Source organism: Rufibacter sp. LB8 (assembly GCF_014876185.1).
In the GTDB taxonomy this organism is placed as follows: Bacteria; Bacteroidota; Bacteroidia; order Cytophagales; family Hymenobacteraceae; genus Nibribacter.
This window is the reverse complement of sequence record NZ_JADALJ010000001.1, coordinates 2,562,525-2,576,933: the sequence shown is the minus strand read 5'-3', so window position 1 is coordinate 2,576,933 and position 14,409 is coordinate 2,562,525. Positions and strand designations below refer to the sequence as shown.

Annotated in this window: 17 protein-coding genes; 12 read left to right on the top strand and 5 right to left on the bottom strand. The window is 39.6% G+C overall.

Annotation, left to right across the window (positions count from 1 at the left end):
* The first annotated feature begins 24 nt into the window (after positions 1-24).
* From IMY23_RS10840 to IMY23_RS10830, 3 genes are read left to right on the top strand one after another with little or no spacing between them, the layout of a single operon-like run.
* Positions 25-720 (top strand): hypothetical protein, encoded by a 696-nt coding sequence (locus IMY23_RS10840; RefSeq protein ID WP_192822103.1) that lies wholly within the window; start codon positions 25-27, stop codon positions 718-720.
* Positions 717-2,828 (top strand): hypothetical protein, encoded by a 2,112-nt coding sequence (locus IMY23_RS10835; protein WP_192822102.1) that lies wholly within the window; start codon positions 717-719, stop codon positions 2,826-2,828. Before IMY23_RS10840 ends, IMY23_RS10835 begins: the two co-directional genes overlap by 4 nt.
* A gap of 6 nt (positions 2,829-2,834) precedes the next feature.
* The gene (locus IMY23_RS10830) at positions 2,835-4,550 is read left to right on the top strand and encodes a hypothetical protein (RefSeq protein ID WP_192822101.1); all 1,716 of its coding nucleotides are present in this window, start codon (positions 2,835-2,837) and stop codon (positions 4,548-4,550) included.
* Between the two features lie 65 nt (positions 4,551-4,615).
* Here IMY23_RS10830 and IMY23_RS10825 read toward each other — a convergent pair whose 3' ends face one another.
* Positions 4,616-5,038, bottom strand: a complete 423-nt coding sequence (locus IMY23_RS10825; RefSeq protein WP_192822100.1) for a hypothetical protein — start codon at positions 5,036-5,038, stop codon at positions 4,616-4,618.
* 36 nt (positions 5,039-5,074) lie between these two features.
* Entirely contained in the window at positions 5,075-5,476 is a 402-nt protein-coding gene (locus IMY23_RS10820) for a hypothetical protein (protein WP_192822099.1), read from the bottom strand.
* Positions 5,477-5,783: 307 nt separating this feature from the next.
* Between IMY23_RS10820 and IMY23_RS10815 the strand changes: the two genes are divergently transcribed.
* The 5 genes from IMY23_RS10815 to IMY23_RS10795 all read left to right on the top strand — a co-directional run bounded on the left by IMY23_RS10815 (position 5,784) and on the right by IMY23_RS10795 (position 9,443).
* Positions 5,784-6,203, top strand: a complete 420-nt coding sequence (locus IMY23_RS10815; protein ID WP_192822098.1) for a hypothetical protein — start codon at positions 5,784-5,786, stop codon at positions 6,201-6,203.
* Between the two features lie 272 nt (positions 6,204-6,475).
* A complete protein-coding gene (locus IMY23_RS10810; protein WP_192822097.1) occupies positions 6,476-6,856 on the top strand; it encodes a hypothetical protein in 381 nt (126 codons plus the stop codon).
* Positions 6,857-6,996: 140 nt separating this feature from the next.
* Positions 6,997-8,475 (top strand): DNA adenine methylase, encoded by a 1,479-nt coding sequence (locus IMY23_RS10805; protein WP_192822096.1) that lies wholly within the window; start codon positions 6,997-6,999, stop codon positions 8,473-8,475.
* A gap of 201 nt (positions 8,476-8,676) precedes the next feature.
* Positions 8,677-8,997 (top strand): hypothetical protein, encoded by a 321-nt coding sequence (locus IMY23_RS10800; RefSeq protein ID WP_192822095.1) that lies wholly within the window; start codon positions 8,677-8,679, stop codon positions 8,995-8,997.
* 107 nt (positions 8,998-9,104) lie between these two features.
* Positions 9,105-9,443, top strand: a complete 339-nt coding sequence (locus tag IMY23_RS10795; RefSeq protein WP_192822094.1) for a hypothetical protein — start codon at positions 9,105-9,107, stop codon at positions 9,441-9,443.
* 190 nt (positions 9,444-9,633) lie between these two features.
* Here IMY23_RS10795 and IMY23_RS10790 read toward each other — a convergent pair whose 3' ends face one another.
* Positions 9,634-10,293 carry a recombinase family protein gene (locus IMY23_RS10790; protein WP_192822093.1) on the bottom strand — a complete coding sequence of 220 codons (660 nt, stop codon included), beginning with the start codon at positions 10,291-10,293 and terminating at the stop codon, positions 9,634-9,636.
* 302 nt (positions 10,294-10,595) lie between these two features.
* Between IMY23_RS10790 and IMY23_RS10785 the strand changes: the two genes are divergently transcribed.
* The 4 genes from IMY23_RS10785 (at position 10,596) to IMY23_RS10770 (ending at position 13,115) form a co-directional block, all read left to right on the top strand.
* Positions 10,596-11,123 (top strand): hypothetical protein, encoded by a 528-nt coding sequence (locus IMY23_RS10785; RefSeq protein WP_192822092.1) that lies wholly within the window; start codon positions 10,596-10,598, stop codon positions 11,121-11,123.
* 511 nt (positions 11,124-11,634) lie between these two features.
* Positions 11,635-12,198 (top strand): GAF domain-containing protein, encoded by a 564-nt coding sequence (locus IMY23_RS10780; protein WP_225986478.1) that lies wholly within the window; start codon positions 11,635-11,637, stop codon positions 12,196-12,198.
* Between the two features lie 55 nt (positions 12,199-12,253).
* Complete coding sequence (locus IMY23_RS10775; protein WP_192822091.1) at positions 12,254-12,667, top strand: STAS/SEC14 domain-containing protein; 414 nt, start codon at positions 12,254-12,256, stop codon at positions 12,665-12,667.
* A gap of 31 nt (positions 12,668-12,698) precedes the next feature.
* On the top strand, positions 12,699-13,115 hold the full coding sequence (locus IMY23_RS10770) for a hypothetical protein (RefSeq protein ID WP_192822090.1): 417 nt from the start codon (positions 12,699-12,701) through the stop codon (positions 13,113-13,115).
* A gap of 28 nt (positions 13,116-13,143) precedes the next feature.
* Here the strand turns inward: IMY23_RS10770 and IMY23_RS10765 are convergent, their stop codons facing one another.
* Together IMY23_RS10765 and IMY23_RS10760 are read right to left on the bottom strand one after the other, a co-directional pair.
* Entirely contained in the window at positions 13,144-13,647 is a 504-nt protein-coding gene (locus IMY23_RS10765; RefSeq protein WP_192822089.1) for a GAF domain-containing protein, read from the bottom strand.
* Between the two features lie 170 nt (positions 13,648-13,817).
* A complete protein-coding gene (locus IMY23_RS10760; RefSeq protein ID WP_192822088.1) occupies positions 13,818-14,390 on the bottom strand; it encodes a heme NO-binding domain-containing protein in 573 nt (190 codons plus the stop codon).
* Between the last annotated feature and the right edge of the window lie 19 nt (positions 14,391-14,409).

Sequence of the window (14,409 nt, the reverse complement as noted above, 5' to 3'; positions counted from 1 at the left end):
AAAATTAATATTATTACTGTAAAAATGGTAGAACCTAAAGGATTCACTGCCATAACCTCTAATGATTTAGAGGATGTCGCAATACGTTTCTATAAGGATAGATTCAGAGTTCTGCTTATACTTTACTTTTTTGCTGAAGATATCCCTACTGATAAAAAGAAGGGATATACAAAAGCTTTCAAGTCTGAAGTTAAAATTCAGGCATTAGATTTCTTAATCAGAAATCCTGATTATTTAGCGTATGAGCTTCTTGTGCTGGCTGAAAATGACCCTTGTATAGACAAAGCAGAAGTAAAGGGTATTGTAAAGATGATTTTTAGCAATAATGAGCCAATTATAAGAAGGGTAGAAATGGAACGCTTCTTCTACGGAGCTTATGAAGATATTGACAACATTGTTGCTTTCTTGAAGAGCATAGGTTTTATTGATTTTGAAAGCCAAAAGAGAATTGATGGCAGAGTAGCTAATAAAGTTTATTACGTATCTGACCTTGCCATAGATAGAATAGAAAAAAGCCTTTCACAAATGCCATCAATTCAATGGTATTTTGATAGATGTACCCTTTTGAAAAGATTCTTTGGAGAGGTTACAGGGTCAGAATTAAAAATATCACAGTACAAAGTCGAAGAATATAAAAATACACTATACAAAACCTATATCTCAGAAATAACCGAAAAGGTAAAAGAAATGTATCAGGACTTTTATGGTGAGAAACTATGAGCTTTAATTTTAAGCAGTTCCGAACAAAAGCATTAAAAGAATTTAGCGATAACCTAAGTGAACAAGAAATTGACAGCCTGCTTACAATAGAAGGAGGATATGAAAAGGATTCCCCTATCTCGACTGGTAAAAGGCTGCAACTTACAAAAATCTTATTTTCAGGAGTTAAGAAGCATGCAGGAGAACGGTTTCGCTATGAAAAAGAATTATTCTCGGGGGTTAATCTTTGGATAGCTGATAATCTTAAAGGGAAGTCAACCTTATTTAAAGTAATAAAATTTGCATTAACGGGGAGTAGCGAAAGCCTAAAACCACAAGTGAAGGCATGGTTTGAGACGATTCAACTTGAGTTCAAGGTAGGGGAAAACACCTTCTCCACATCTTTAAATATGGGTGATGGGAGATTGAACCGTGCGCAAGTTTTTAGCACTACAATCAATGCTATTGAGAAAGGTGTAGAAGCAGACCACCACCTCTTGTACGAAGGCAACTCTTTCACATCATATGAAGAGTACATGCAAAAATTCTTTTTTGGCCAGTTCTCCTTTTATTCACTTAAATGGACTCAAAAGGATTCAAGAAAAGAAATCAATGAATTACATGAAGCGGGAGCAAGTTGGAAAACTTACTATAAAACAATATATCTGGAATCTGCTGATTCCAATACTCTGGCAATGGCAAGCCAAAATGAGCTTGTCTTTCAAATGTTACTTGGCTTGGAGCTTACCTCTCCTATAAACAAGCTTAAAGTAAAAAGGGATTTGTTATTATTTAAGTCAGCAAAGTTAGGCGATGTAACAACTGCTCAGGATACATTGAACAATGACTCTGTAGAAAAGCTTACGAAAGAACTTGCTGAAGTCAATGTGCAGATACAAAATCTACAAAACGAGAAGATAACAAGTAAATTGGAAGCTTTACTAAAAGCTTATTCTGCCACCTCAGAGCAAGCCTTAGGGGAGCAACAAAAAGTAAACGCTTACCAAAGGGAGATTGCCAAGCTTTCAGAGGAAGCCAATTTTTTGGTAGAAAAGGAAAATAGTCTGAATCGAGACGTTAAGAAGTATACCAATGAAGTTTTTGGGTTAAGGCGAAAGATAACTGATATAAAAGAGTATTTAGACTTAGGAATATTTTTTACCAACCTCGACATTACATCATGTCCACACTGCGACCACTCCATAACAAAGGAAAAGAAAGCGCAGGAGAAAGAGACACATGCTTGTATGTTGTGCAGTGAGCCTGTTCATAAACATGATATTGATACTGTAGCTTATGATGAAAAGGTCAGAAGCATGCAAGAAGAAGCCGAGAAGCTTTCTAAGTTGATAGAATCAATTGAAGGAGGTATAACTACTGTTAAAGCTGAATCTGTTCAAATCAGGAATAAAATTGATAGGTATTCAAAAGAGGCAACAATATTAAAGAATGATACTGTAGTAAAGTCTACTATGTCAGAACTCGAGTCACAGATTGATAATCTCAGAAACTCGATGTCTACCTCAAATAATCAATATGAAAAACTTGTTGAGAAGAAAGGGGAGTTGCAGTATAGATTAAAGAACCTTGATATTAAAACCACTTCCAATAAAGATGAAGCCCAGAATAATGCCTCCCGTATCAAATTGCTTGATTGGGCTTTGGGTGAATTAACAGTTGAACGAAGAAAACGAAGCTTAAACATCTTGGATAGGCTTAAGTCGCTCATGCTTAATGAGCTACATAGCCTGGGTCTTCTTAATTTCACAGATATTGAGATTGACGATGCTTTTAGGCTTGTATACACACAGCATGGTGCTGCTGTCCAATTTAAAGATATTGTTGAAGGCGAAAAGCTTAGAGTTAAGATGGCTTTTTATCTAAGTTTGATTCAACTGGACGTTGAGTTTAACTTTGGGAGACATCCCCGCTTTTTAGTAATAGATAGCCCTGCCAAAGAGGAAGGTGATAAAAAGTATTTAGAGGGATTGAATGAAGTTCTTTTGCACATTGAGAATAAATTCTCAGGGCAACTTCAAATTTTTGTTGGTACTGCTGTGAGAGAGCTTGAGTTTGCGACTACAAATAAGAAAGTGGAGATAAAGGAGCCTGAACGATACTTGTTCTAAACCATTGTGATAGATTTTACCAGAATTAAAAATTCGGAGTTTACAGAATTAAAGCTTTTTCAGAAGGTAGAGTTCTTCTTGGAACTATCCCAAACTTTGGGAGACCCAGGCAATGTTCAGATTGAGTGGAAGAAAATCAGGAAATTCTTAGATGAAGTTGTCAGAAATACTTCAGAAAATAATTTCATTCGAAAGCAATCGCTCAACCTACTATGTAGTCTTACCTTCCTTGGAAAGATTTCTCCTTCACTTGCCATAAGCACATTGCTAAGTGTTGAAGAAGATGATGATGATTTTTTGCTGGTTGACCAGTTGAAGTATCTTTTCTTTCTGCACGAACAAGTACCTGAAGAGGCTTCTGAAGCAATCCAAACGTTGACAAAGCATACCAGTGCTGAAGTATCCTCTGAGGCTTATTTGCGATTAGGATTATTAAAGTTCTTTGAGGCTCACCGTAGTCAGGGAATTGAGGAATTTTTATCAAAACTTGAAGAAGCCTATATTTTTTTCCGAACTTCTACGGCTGAGATTGAGAATAGGGTTGATGCTGATTTCTACCAAACGTTGACAGAATTCTTAATAGTCTCTTCTGCCAATGATGCTGAAAGGAAGGATACTCTATTCAAAAAGCTATCTAATATATTGTGGACGTATTCTGTATTTGACATAAAGAATATAGCTGGCAGTTTTTATCTGAAGCTATACGAGTTGGTAACTCATGTCAATAATATCACTACTCAAAAATTGGGTTGGCTTGACATTAGAAGACAGTTGAATGCTTTATTCCACCTCAACTATCAATTAATAAATCTGCAAGTAGAAAGCCACATTGCTCAAAACCAACTTCTTGGATTGATTAAAGAGAAGGTAGTGGGTGTAATAGTAGAGCCTTACTTTAGGCTTAGTCTACAAGCAAAGATGACTGCCATCGATGAAAGAATTGCGGAGGTTCAGGCTAACCAACCTGAAATGGATTTTCTTCTTTACATCAAAGAACTACTTTCATCAGAAGTTAGTAAAAAAAAAGATTTGGCCAGTGAGCATATCGCACGCTTGAGCATTGCATATCCACATATGGATAAAAGTATTTTTGAGGAAGACATCGCTACCTTTGATGATGTGGACGATGAATTTCTATTATTCAAGTTGTCTCAAAAGTACAACAAGAACCCACGGTACCATTTATTGGATTCTATCTTATATGCTGCTTCAGAGTTGCAGGGAGGGCATAAAATAGTTACCCATAATGAGGACAGTAGAAATGCTTTTATAGCTTCTATATTGAAAGCACAGGGTTTTATTACAAAAGACCAGACCAGGTGGGGTTCTTCTGCAACTGGTAAAACTCAAGGTGAGTTAGATATAAAAATTGAAGATGGTAATGGTGCTACAATAAGTATAATTGAAGGCTTTATTCTTAAAAGCTTAGAAAAAGCAAACATAGACCTTCATTTAAAAAAAGTTTTCAAATACGACCCAAATGGAGTAGAACAGAATTTTATTGTTGTTTATTCTGAAGCACATGATTTCATCGGTTTATGGAGGAAGTATCTAATGTATCTTCCTGTCATTGATTTCGATTTTCCAATAGATGATAACATGAAAGACATCAGTAATAGATTTAACATTGGCACTGATATCAGATTAGGTCTTGCTACCCATATTAGAAATGCAGAGCGAATAAATGTATATCATGTATTTATAAACATGCATTACAATTGATTCTAATGCTCTTCTGATTCTATTGGCCATAAATGATAAGAGCTTGTCTTAGGAATTGGGTCAATTTAATTAAGCACACCATCTATTTTGAGCTTTCTTATTAAAGCCATATCAAGATAATGCTGCTTGTGACCATTAATCAAAACAGGAACCTCAATAGGCTTCCTGTTGCTATAATAGGCAATGCAGTAACCTGTCTGGTAGCACATCTCGCACAATAAAAGACGATTCGTTAATTCATTAAGGTAGAAGTTGACCGAAGACATTTCTTCCACGCTAAATCCTTCCGTCTCTTTCCAGCCTATCAGCTTCAAGCTATCCATTTCCAGTCGATGTAACTTGCAGTCAATTATAATATATAGTGCGTCACCTTGTTTGACCTCATAGCCATTATCATCTGCATACATCAACTTGAAGTTATTTCGTGATGCTTCTTCTAATGCTTTTTGGTCAATATTGCAGATTGAATCCTTTATGTGCTTATTCATTTCATGTTCTTTTCTTTTTAGATACTAAATGGTTGGCTAAGAAGTCCAACCCATATGTTTGTCCAATAATCTTGAAGATGCCCTGTTCCAAATCTGGCATCTTGCATCACAAAAGGTGCAGGCCGTTTTTTTATACTCAATGTTAAAGCAGTTGCATCGTGAGTTTTTGATGATAGTGCTTCTGTATTCTTCTTTTGTCTCTTCATCAAGCTCATGTGTTAAGCCATTATAGTCAACCCATAGATAGTTGTCTTTTTGGTCTACGGCCACGGTTCTTGTGGAACCTTCTTCGAATTTGAAGATGTGCAGGAACGTAGGTTTAATTATGGTTCTTCGTTTAGAAGAGTGGATTCCGTAAAGCGTCTTTGTTTCATTGATTGTCTTATACAATATCTCTTCTTCATCAAAGAAGAGTATCTCGTTGATTAGTGTCACCATGCTTATTGTGTTTTACACTATATATATAGATGCAAATCCCGTTTTGGTAGAAAAGTGTAGTAGTGTATAAAAGCGGTTTCAGATTCAGATATATACTCTAAAAGAAAATATATCTATATTATGCAGCGCACAATTAAGATTAGCAGTCAAGCGGATGAAAATTTGGATGCCCTCAAATTACTCATATCCAGAAGAATAAAGAAGAAGGTAACCAAAGGGCAGGTAGTTTCTTGGTCACTCAAAATGCTCAGCGATAAACTAAAAACTACGCAGGAAGGAGAAAGTGATGGAGAGGCGTAGAAGGTTGATGCTTGAAACCAAAACCTTCGAGAATTTCATTGATGATTACCCTGGGCTACCCAACATTCCAGGGATTATTGAGCAGAATGGATACTTGCTTGCCCTGCCTGCCCCAATGGAAATTAATGGAATAGACGGTCTTTACAAGGTTGAAGCAACCGAGCAATTAGAAAGCAGCGAAAGCGTCTTCCATATTGTGACTGACAATGAAGATTATGAGTATGCCCTGCATCAATTCCTGAAATCTGACAGGTTTGTGATACCTGATACTATTAAGGTTCTTGTCCTATATTTTGACAATGAACTCGGGGTTTACACCACTTTGGGTCTAAAGGTTAAATTGGTCAGGCTGGATTGCAATGATGGATGTCTTTGCCCAATCCAAGCTTACCAGCACGTGAAGCAATTCGGCTGCTTTTTGGGTTGACCAATAGGTTAAATCTTTAAATAGAGATAAGGCTGCCAATCATGGTGGCCTTATCTTATGGGCTTTTTTTTGACTCTTTTATCTTAGTTCCAGGTAAATCATGTGATAACCAACAAAAGAATATCTGAGTCACACTTGGATATTAATCTAAAAGTGACTATTTTATATATCCAGAAAAAGGAGTGAATGACTAAATGTAATAAAAAAATAGCATTTCGTTTTTTAAATCGGATTATTATCCCTACCTTTGTAATATCAAAAACGAACAGTGCATGAAAAGCAAGAAGGAAAAGCAGAATCTGGTAACCTTATCTAAAGAGGTAGCTGATTTGATAAAGAAACTGCAAATCAGCCACGTTTATATGGCGAGTATCCTGTTCGCCAAGGAATGGAATAAGGTATTTGCAAACGAGAAAGACCAGGAAGGCAATAAACGTAAACTGACAGGTCGGTTAAGGAATAAGATTCAGGGCAGTGGATACCTGACGGACGAAGAGTTCATCCAGATACAAAACATTCTGCTCAATATGGCTGAAACAATCCAGAAAGAGGTTCGCAAGTCAATGAGCATTAATGCTGATGTTAGAAAAGAGAAAATCCAAAGCCTTATCCAATTCATGGAAGAGGACGATAAAAATGAAGCTCTGAAGTAGGGTAAAAAAATTTGCCCTAACTTAAAGTGAAAAGCTATTTTTTTATGACATTTTAATAAAATATAAAGCTCGTCACCACGTGCTGTGGCCATGGGCCAAAATGAAAGAACAGTTTATTTTTTAACCTTTTAAAATCATTTATGAAGAAGAATTTACAGTTAGGGTTGCCATACTTTGGCGGGAAACAGAATCAGGCGAAGTTCATGGAGGCGTTGTTTCCGTCCTCCTTCAAGACATACTGTGAACCTTTTGGCGGTACTATGAAGAACTTCCTGGTCTCTGACCTTGACTGTAGCAATGTTGTCTACAATGATATCAGTTACTACCAGGCTAACATGATGATGGCGTTCAAGTACCCGAAGAGGTTCCTTCGGGAGTGCAGGAAGCAGCTTAAGCCTGGGGGGCGTCTCTTCCACGTAGGTTTAACGGACACCATCAAGTACAAGGCTTTGCTCAAGGAGCATTACGGAAGTCTGTTCCACACCCTTAGCGATTACTTCGCCTTTTCCAAGCCAAACCCGATTGGCGAGTTGAAGAGCGTCAGTTGGGTTGATGCGGTCTTGTACGCATTCTGCCTTTCACACTCCACCTTGGGGGTTCCCCTGAAGTCATTCGTTTATTCACATGAATCCAACGCAAGGCCGAAATTCATGTCCGTGCTGAACAACCTGCCAGAGTTTGTCAAGCAACGGAAATTCAACAAGGTTAATTTTCATGTTGGGGATGCTATGCAGCTTATCAGGCAGCAGGACAACGCAGACGCATTCTTCGTGGTTGACCCAGGGTATTTCGGCATGGAACACTATTACAGCAACAGGTCAAGAAAAGGCACTCGACAGAAGGTGAACAACAAAGTTGTAAAGAACCTTAGCAATGACAAGATGCACATCGAGCTTTCCCAGACCCTTAGAAAACTGGAAGGCAAGTTCATGCTGTGCTACTACTACCATGAAGACCTTGAAAAGCTATACCCACGCAACAAATACACTTGGGTGGTAAAGGGTTACCGCAGACCGTCCGCAAACACCGCCAAGTCGCAGACGAAGAAAATAGAGCAGGGCATGGAAGTGCTTATCATGAACTACGGTGAAGAATTAGGCCAAAATTCTTTTTACAAGCAACATCTTTTGGATAGCGCAACAGCATTGATGCCAGAAGCGGATGGCAGGAGAACCCGTGGCAGCTATACCCTCGAATTCAAGCACAAGGTAATTCTGATGTTGGAATCAGGTCTGTTCAAGAGAAAGGAGATACTGGCTGCGCTTGCCATAAAATCATATAACACGCTGGCCAAGTGGCTTTCTGAGAAGAAACGGATTGAAACCACTATGGTACGGTTGAAGCAAGCTAATGACTTCCTTCGTGAGTTGAAGAAACCCTTAGCCGACAAAATTAATGCTATGACTGGCAATGTTCTTGTGCCAGAAAAGGCAAGGAATTTAATCGCTGACCTACGTCAACAGGCGATATTGTCCAACAAGGCAATCAGGGAGATGTTCGGCATCTCAGCCAGATGCGTTGAGGATTGCTTCCAAGAATGGTATGGGCAAAGGATAGCTGTTCCTATGAAGACTAAAATAGCGAGGCTCCTAACTTATTGGCACAAGATGGCTGCCTGATTATAAGTTTACCATTGATAATTATCTTTTATCAAGGTAGGCATTGTGGTGGTATTTCGGGATGTAATTCGTGTTAGGTAGTTCATAATAAAGGTGTTTCCAAGAAGGCCAGTTATAAGCTTAAATCACCAATAAAATTATTTAAGAAAAGTGTTCACAATAAAGTTTCGTGAACATTATTTAAATTTTGAAAACAACAAAATGATTAGAGAAGATTACTATAAAACATTGGCAGAATGTGAAGAGAAGTTCGAGAATTTCCGACTTGAAGTCATACATGTAATAAACAAACTTGATGGATATGCATGTTGGGAAGGGTATGACAACACTATTATTTTCACTTCAGAAGGTAGCTATGGACTTGATAATGTAGAAAGTTATATGAAAGAATTGCCTTTCATTGATGTTCATTACCGAGGACCAGATGAAGATGGTTATGAGGTTCTGATGGCAACATTGATTGAAGACAAGTACTTTAATAGTAGAAAATATAAGATAAAAGTTCTTTTTGAGGAAGAGTAGTTAACCACACCTTATACTGCCAATCCTGAAGATAGACGAATTAAAGTCGTTGTAAAGTAAAGAGGTATAGACATTTATAAGTGATAGTTATATAAGATTAATAAATTATGGCAAAGTTCTCAAAAAAAAGGTCAAAAAGAGTTTTTGTAAGCGTAGATAACAGAATTGAACTATTGGCTGCCTTCGATGATGCATTGAGTAGCAGTTATAATGACGTTGATAACTCACCTGTGAACTTTACACATTGGTACCGAAGGTCTAACTTAATTCATTCCAGTGCTTATAAAGCTGAATATCAAGTCTTTTTAAAAACGGATGAACTTAGAGACTCATTGTTTGCACATATAAATGAGTACGCTGTTGATTGGGCTAAGCGTATTACTACTGAAGAATTAAAAATTTATATGAGGAAAGAGAGAATTGCGGAATTATTTAAAGAGGAATAATATAGCTAACTTATTCACAGATAATTATACAGTGAGGCTTAGAAATCATCATCCTTAGGCATGTTTTATCCAAGAACTGTTGCATTTCATTATAAAGGCAAAAATTATGTTCTTTCCTCTCACCAATATTATTAAATAGTCAACTTAACCAAGGTGGCAAATGCGAGACCAACCTTCGTGGACAAGTTGACTATGCTACTGTTTCATTTGATAAGCTTTTCATTGCCTTCTTAATACGCTTCACTGTCGAAAGCCCCTTCTTTACAATCTCAGATATTTTAGTGTCAGGTAGAGCCGAGTGCTTGACCAAGTTTACGATATCTGGGTGCTTGGCCATTAGCTGGTCAAGTGAGTAAGTTGAGCCTTTTATCCTGCCTTTATATACATTCTTCTTTTTAGCCTCAGCGATACCTTCCAACCTTCTGCTCTGCTGATAGGTCAACTCCATTTCAGCCCCCAAGCCCAACATCATCAACATGGACTTTTGCAGAATATCAATCTTGCCAAATTTATCTGGTGAAAAGGTAAGCGAGCTTGGGTGCTGAACATGAACAGTAATTCCATATTCTTCAACTAAGTTCTCTATAGTGGCAATGGTGTGACTCACCCTACGTGAAACCCTGGATATTTCAGATACAAAAATCGTTTTGATGTTCATGTCTTGGCAGAACTTAACCATTTTTAGGTAGCCATCTCTTTCAAGGGTATGGGTTTTACCCGTGATTGAGTCACTAAAGAATTTTTCAATTTTAAACCCTTTGCTCTGGGCGAACTCTTCTAAATTTACTTTCTGCCGATAAACGCTCTGCGAGCTTGTGGAAATTCGCCCGTATGAAACTGCTTGAGTCATATTCAAAAAAGGATTAAGAAGGTGAATACCTGCTGTAGTGAGTTAAGCTTGTTCTAAGATACAAAATAATATTCAAATTAAGGTATAATCTAATTTGAGTAGTTCGTTTTAGTAAATCTATGTTATGTGCAGCTTTTACAATTTCTACATCAAATACAATGGCTAAAACAGTCCCATTACAAGTGAGCAGAAATTAAGGAGACAAGTATGAATAGTATATCTGCCTATTAAAACTATTTATTCAAAAATTTAAAACAAGCACATTCATTTTGCTTAAAAGACTTAAACTATATAAAAGCAAAATGAACGGAACATATAAAACAAGTAAACGCAACACATGTGGCAATGGCCTCGCACAAGACGAGTTTCACCTTTTATTCAAAGACTCCACCTGGGAACAGATGGTACTTTTTCCTCCATCTGGCAATACACGATTCTTTAGCAGATGTAACTTTGAAGTAGAAGGTGATAACGCATGGTTCAACGAAAAACAACTAAAACCTACGGACGTGCTTTTCTGCAAAGGCGAAGACGGTAAGGATATTCTTATTCCGTTAGAGGAATTAAAAATTTATGCCTACCAGGGATTAAGGCACAGATGGGAAATCCAAGAAGTTTCTTTTTTCAGCCATACTACTACAGGCACCATATACTTCCTGGAATCCTGCATTGACTGGATGAATCAATCTGAAGAGGACGATTTCACTCAATCAATCGCTGACCAAACGCTTTTCGCCCTTCCCCTTGCTGGCAAGGAAAGCAAAGTCATAAAGAAGAAATTCATTACATACTTTAATAAGCGGTGGTTCAAGCTCCATGGCATCCTTTAAGATGCTTCTTAGTATGCTTCCTTTTATAAGATGTCTTATGAAAAATAAAACTAACCACTAATGGGTGAAAGAAAAGTAAGGGAACCCAAGCTTGAGACGCATAAGTTCAATTTGATTTGTTACCTGGTTTTCTTTCCTAAGATATCGTGAAGAATGGGTAGTCCTTAAACTCTTGAGGTTGAGTAAAGAAACCTTTCGTTAGCTTACCATAATTGTTAATCGCCTCTTTACTTATCGGCAAGTTAAGTTACCTGGCATGGTTAATGTAGAGGTATTTATCAGCCTGCCCCTCCCTATTGTTTAGACAATAAGGCAGTGAGGTAAAGTGGGATAAGGGCAATACGTATAAATACCAGTTTTAAAGGATTATATTCCATTTTCAGACCATAGGTGTTTTCTTTGCCCCAATTGCTCATTTCTTTCTAATTAATACCATCCCCCAGGTAGCAACAGGGGGTTTGACCGTTCATTCTCCTAAATATGGTAGAACTGAATATTATATTCTTATTTTATGATGGAAACTATAGAACACGAAGCAGGAAGATTGGAAGCATTAAGGCGTTATGACATATTGGATACTCCCCCAGACGGTGCCTTTGACCGCATCACGGCCTTGGCCTCCAAGATGTTCAACATGCCTATCGCCATCATTAGCCTGGTGGACAAGGACAGAATATGGTTCAAATCACAGCACGGGATTGATGGGGTAGAGCAGATTGACAGAGAGCCAGGGTTGTGTGCCTCAGCTATACTCTCAAAAGACGTATATCTGGTTGAGAACGCCATTGAAGACCCTCGGTGCCTTGCCAACCCGCTCGTGTGCGGGGAGTTCGGCCTGCGCTTCTATGCAGCTGCCCCCCTTCACACGCATGACGGCTATAACCTTGGAACCTTCTGCATCATAGACAAAAAGCAACGCTACCTTAGTAGAGAGCAGATGGAGATGCTCGAGGACCTGGCCTCCATTGTTGTGGACGAGATGGAGATAAGGCTGGCATCTCGCAACTCTTTGGCAAAAAGTTACCAGCGCATCGCCCAGCTGGAAAAAGAAAACAATGAGTTGAGGAATTCGTAAGGCATCCCAAGTATTAATATATTTAGCGTAGGCCCACGGTGAAACTGGGCAAAGTATGACACAGGAATATAAAAACGTTTTCGGGAAGGTATTTTTGAATGTTACCGTGGATAATGTGAACAGATGGGTCCATACTGACTGGTTCGGCTATCTGACGGAAGAGAACATAAAAGCTGGCGCACTGGCGTACACAGAGGCCGTGAGAAAATCGGGGTATAGCTGCGTGCTGAATGACACCAGTAACGTGGTAGGCGGGTGGGACCATTCGCTTGATTGGGTGGTGAATGAATGGAGTCCGCAGGCAGCGGGGGCGGGGGTAAAGCACTTCGCCATGGTTACCGCCCCAGAGTCATTCGCAGCTGCTACCGCCTCCAATTTCGTTTCTTCGGTAGAGGCTTTTGAAGTTAGGATATTCCAAAGCATAGGGGATGCCCAAAGCTGGCTCCACCAATATACTATAAACGCCTAAACAGAAGGCCCTTGAGTATAACCTGAATATAATGGGAAATAAGATTGAGTTGAAGAAGGTGTACGGTGACGTGTTTTTCGAGTGTGCCAGGGATTATGACGAAAATGTGGTGATTGCCCGCTGGTTCGGCCCCCAGTCCGTGGAGACTGTGAAGGAAGGCGGTGCAAAGCTGCTGGAAATGATGGCTGATAAGCCTTACACCAAGCTGCTCAACTGCAATAAGGGGGTAGTGGGTTCCTGGGACCTGGCCTTAGGGTGGGTGCAGGAAGAGTGGACGCCCCAAATGAGGAAAGCAGGCCTACGATATCTTGCCCAGGTAGTGCCTAACAGTATCTATGTTTCCATGACCATCGAGAACCTGATTCAGCGGATTGGAAACGAGTTCGAGATAAGGACTTTCAGGGAAGAGGCTGACGCCATGGCTTGGCTACTTTCCATTGAGGGATAACCCAATCAAAAAGGCTTGTGCCTAATTGCTATTTTTTCTCTATCTCGTCCATCACCACAGAGGCAAGGCTTTCAAGCATCTTCTGGTCAGACTCGGAGAACTCCCGTGGCACTTTGTCTACAATGCATAAAGCACCGATGTTGAAGCCATCAGAGGTGGTCAAAGGGGCAGCAGCATAAAACTGCAAGCCAAAATCCCCAACCACCATAGGATTTGCAAGCAGGCATGGTTCTGCTTTGGCATTCTCGAATACCGTAACGTCACTTCTTAAAACTGCCAGTGAACACAGGCTAACACCCCTGCTCACTTCGTTAGAGCCTTCAACGCCCACACCGCCTTTGGTGACTACATAATCCCTGTCAACAAAATTTACCAAAGCTATCGGCACGTTGAACAAGCGGGATGCAATGGCAGCGATATGCTTGAAAGTCCCGTTCTCTTCGTAAGTGTCCAGGACGTGCAGGTTGCGCAGCGTGGACAGCCTTTCTTCTTCATTATCTGGGATTATCGGTATTCCGAAGGTGTTGTCCATGCTCTAAAAATCTAAAGTAACTGTTAAGTATACTCCCTACGGAGGTTTAGGTTCAAGGTGCCTTCCTTTTGCTGGATATCTTAATGCATATATAGCACAAACAAATCAAAAGGTATCAAATTGGGGGCTATTGGCTTGTATATGTCTGCTGGTGCAACTTTCCGACTGAGCTATTTCACAAAGTCTACCTGTATCTGAACCCTTTCCTCTTCTATGGCTGAGATGCGTGTGACCTTGACCTGGTCACTTTCCTGGTAGTAGGCTGCAATCCCCCTAATGATACCGACCGCCACGCCCGCCATCCTGCGCTTTGAGTAGTAATCAACGATAAGCTGACTGTTGCCTTTCTTGGTAACCAAGAGCATAGGCGGGTTTGTTCTGCTGTCCTGTGATTTTACCGCACCATGCATGGATGCCTCTGTGTTGAGCAGCATCTCATAGGTTCTCCATTCTGGGTCAATGAATTTATGGTATACAAGCAGCAAGTCAGGCACGAGGAACTCCCCGAATTGTTCCATAAGCGTGTAGGTTGGGATTCCAGTCTCTGCGGAGGCGGTCTTCACAATAGCGAAAAGCTCTCTTGTGGGGTACATCCCGTTCATTTCATAAGCAGTACCCTCTAAACCAGCATCCTTTAAAAGCCTTAACCAAGTGCTGTAGTTAAAGGAGGTCTCCACGAACCGCTTCAGCAAAACGAATATCGAGCCGTGCATCCTGTCTTCGATATTTGCTGCGTTTTCCATAGGATATTTATTCAAATAG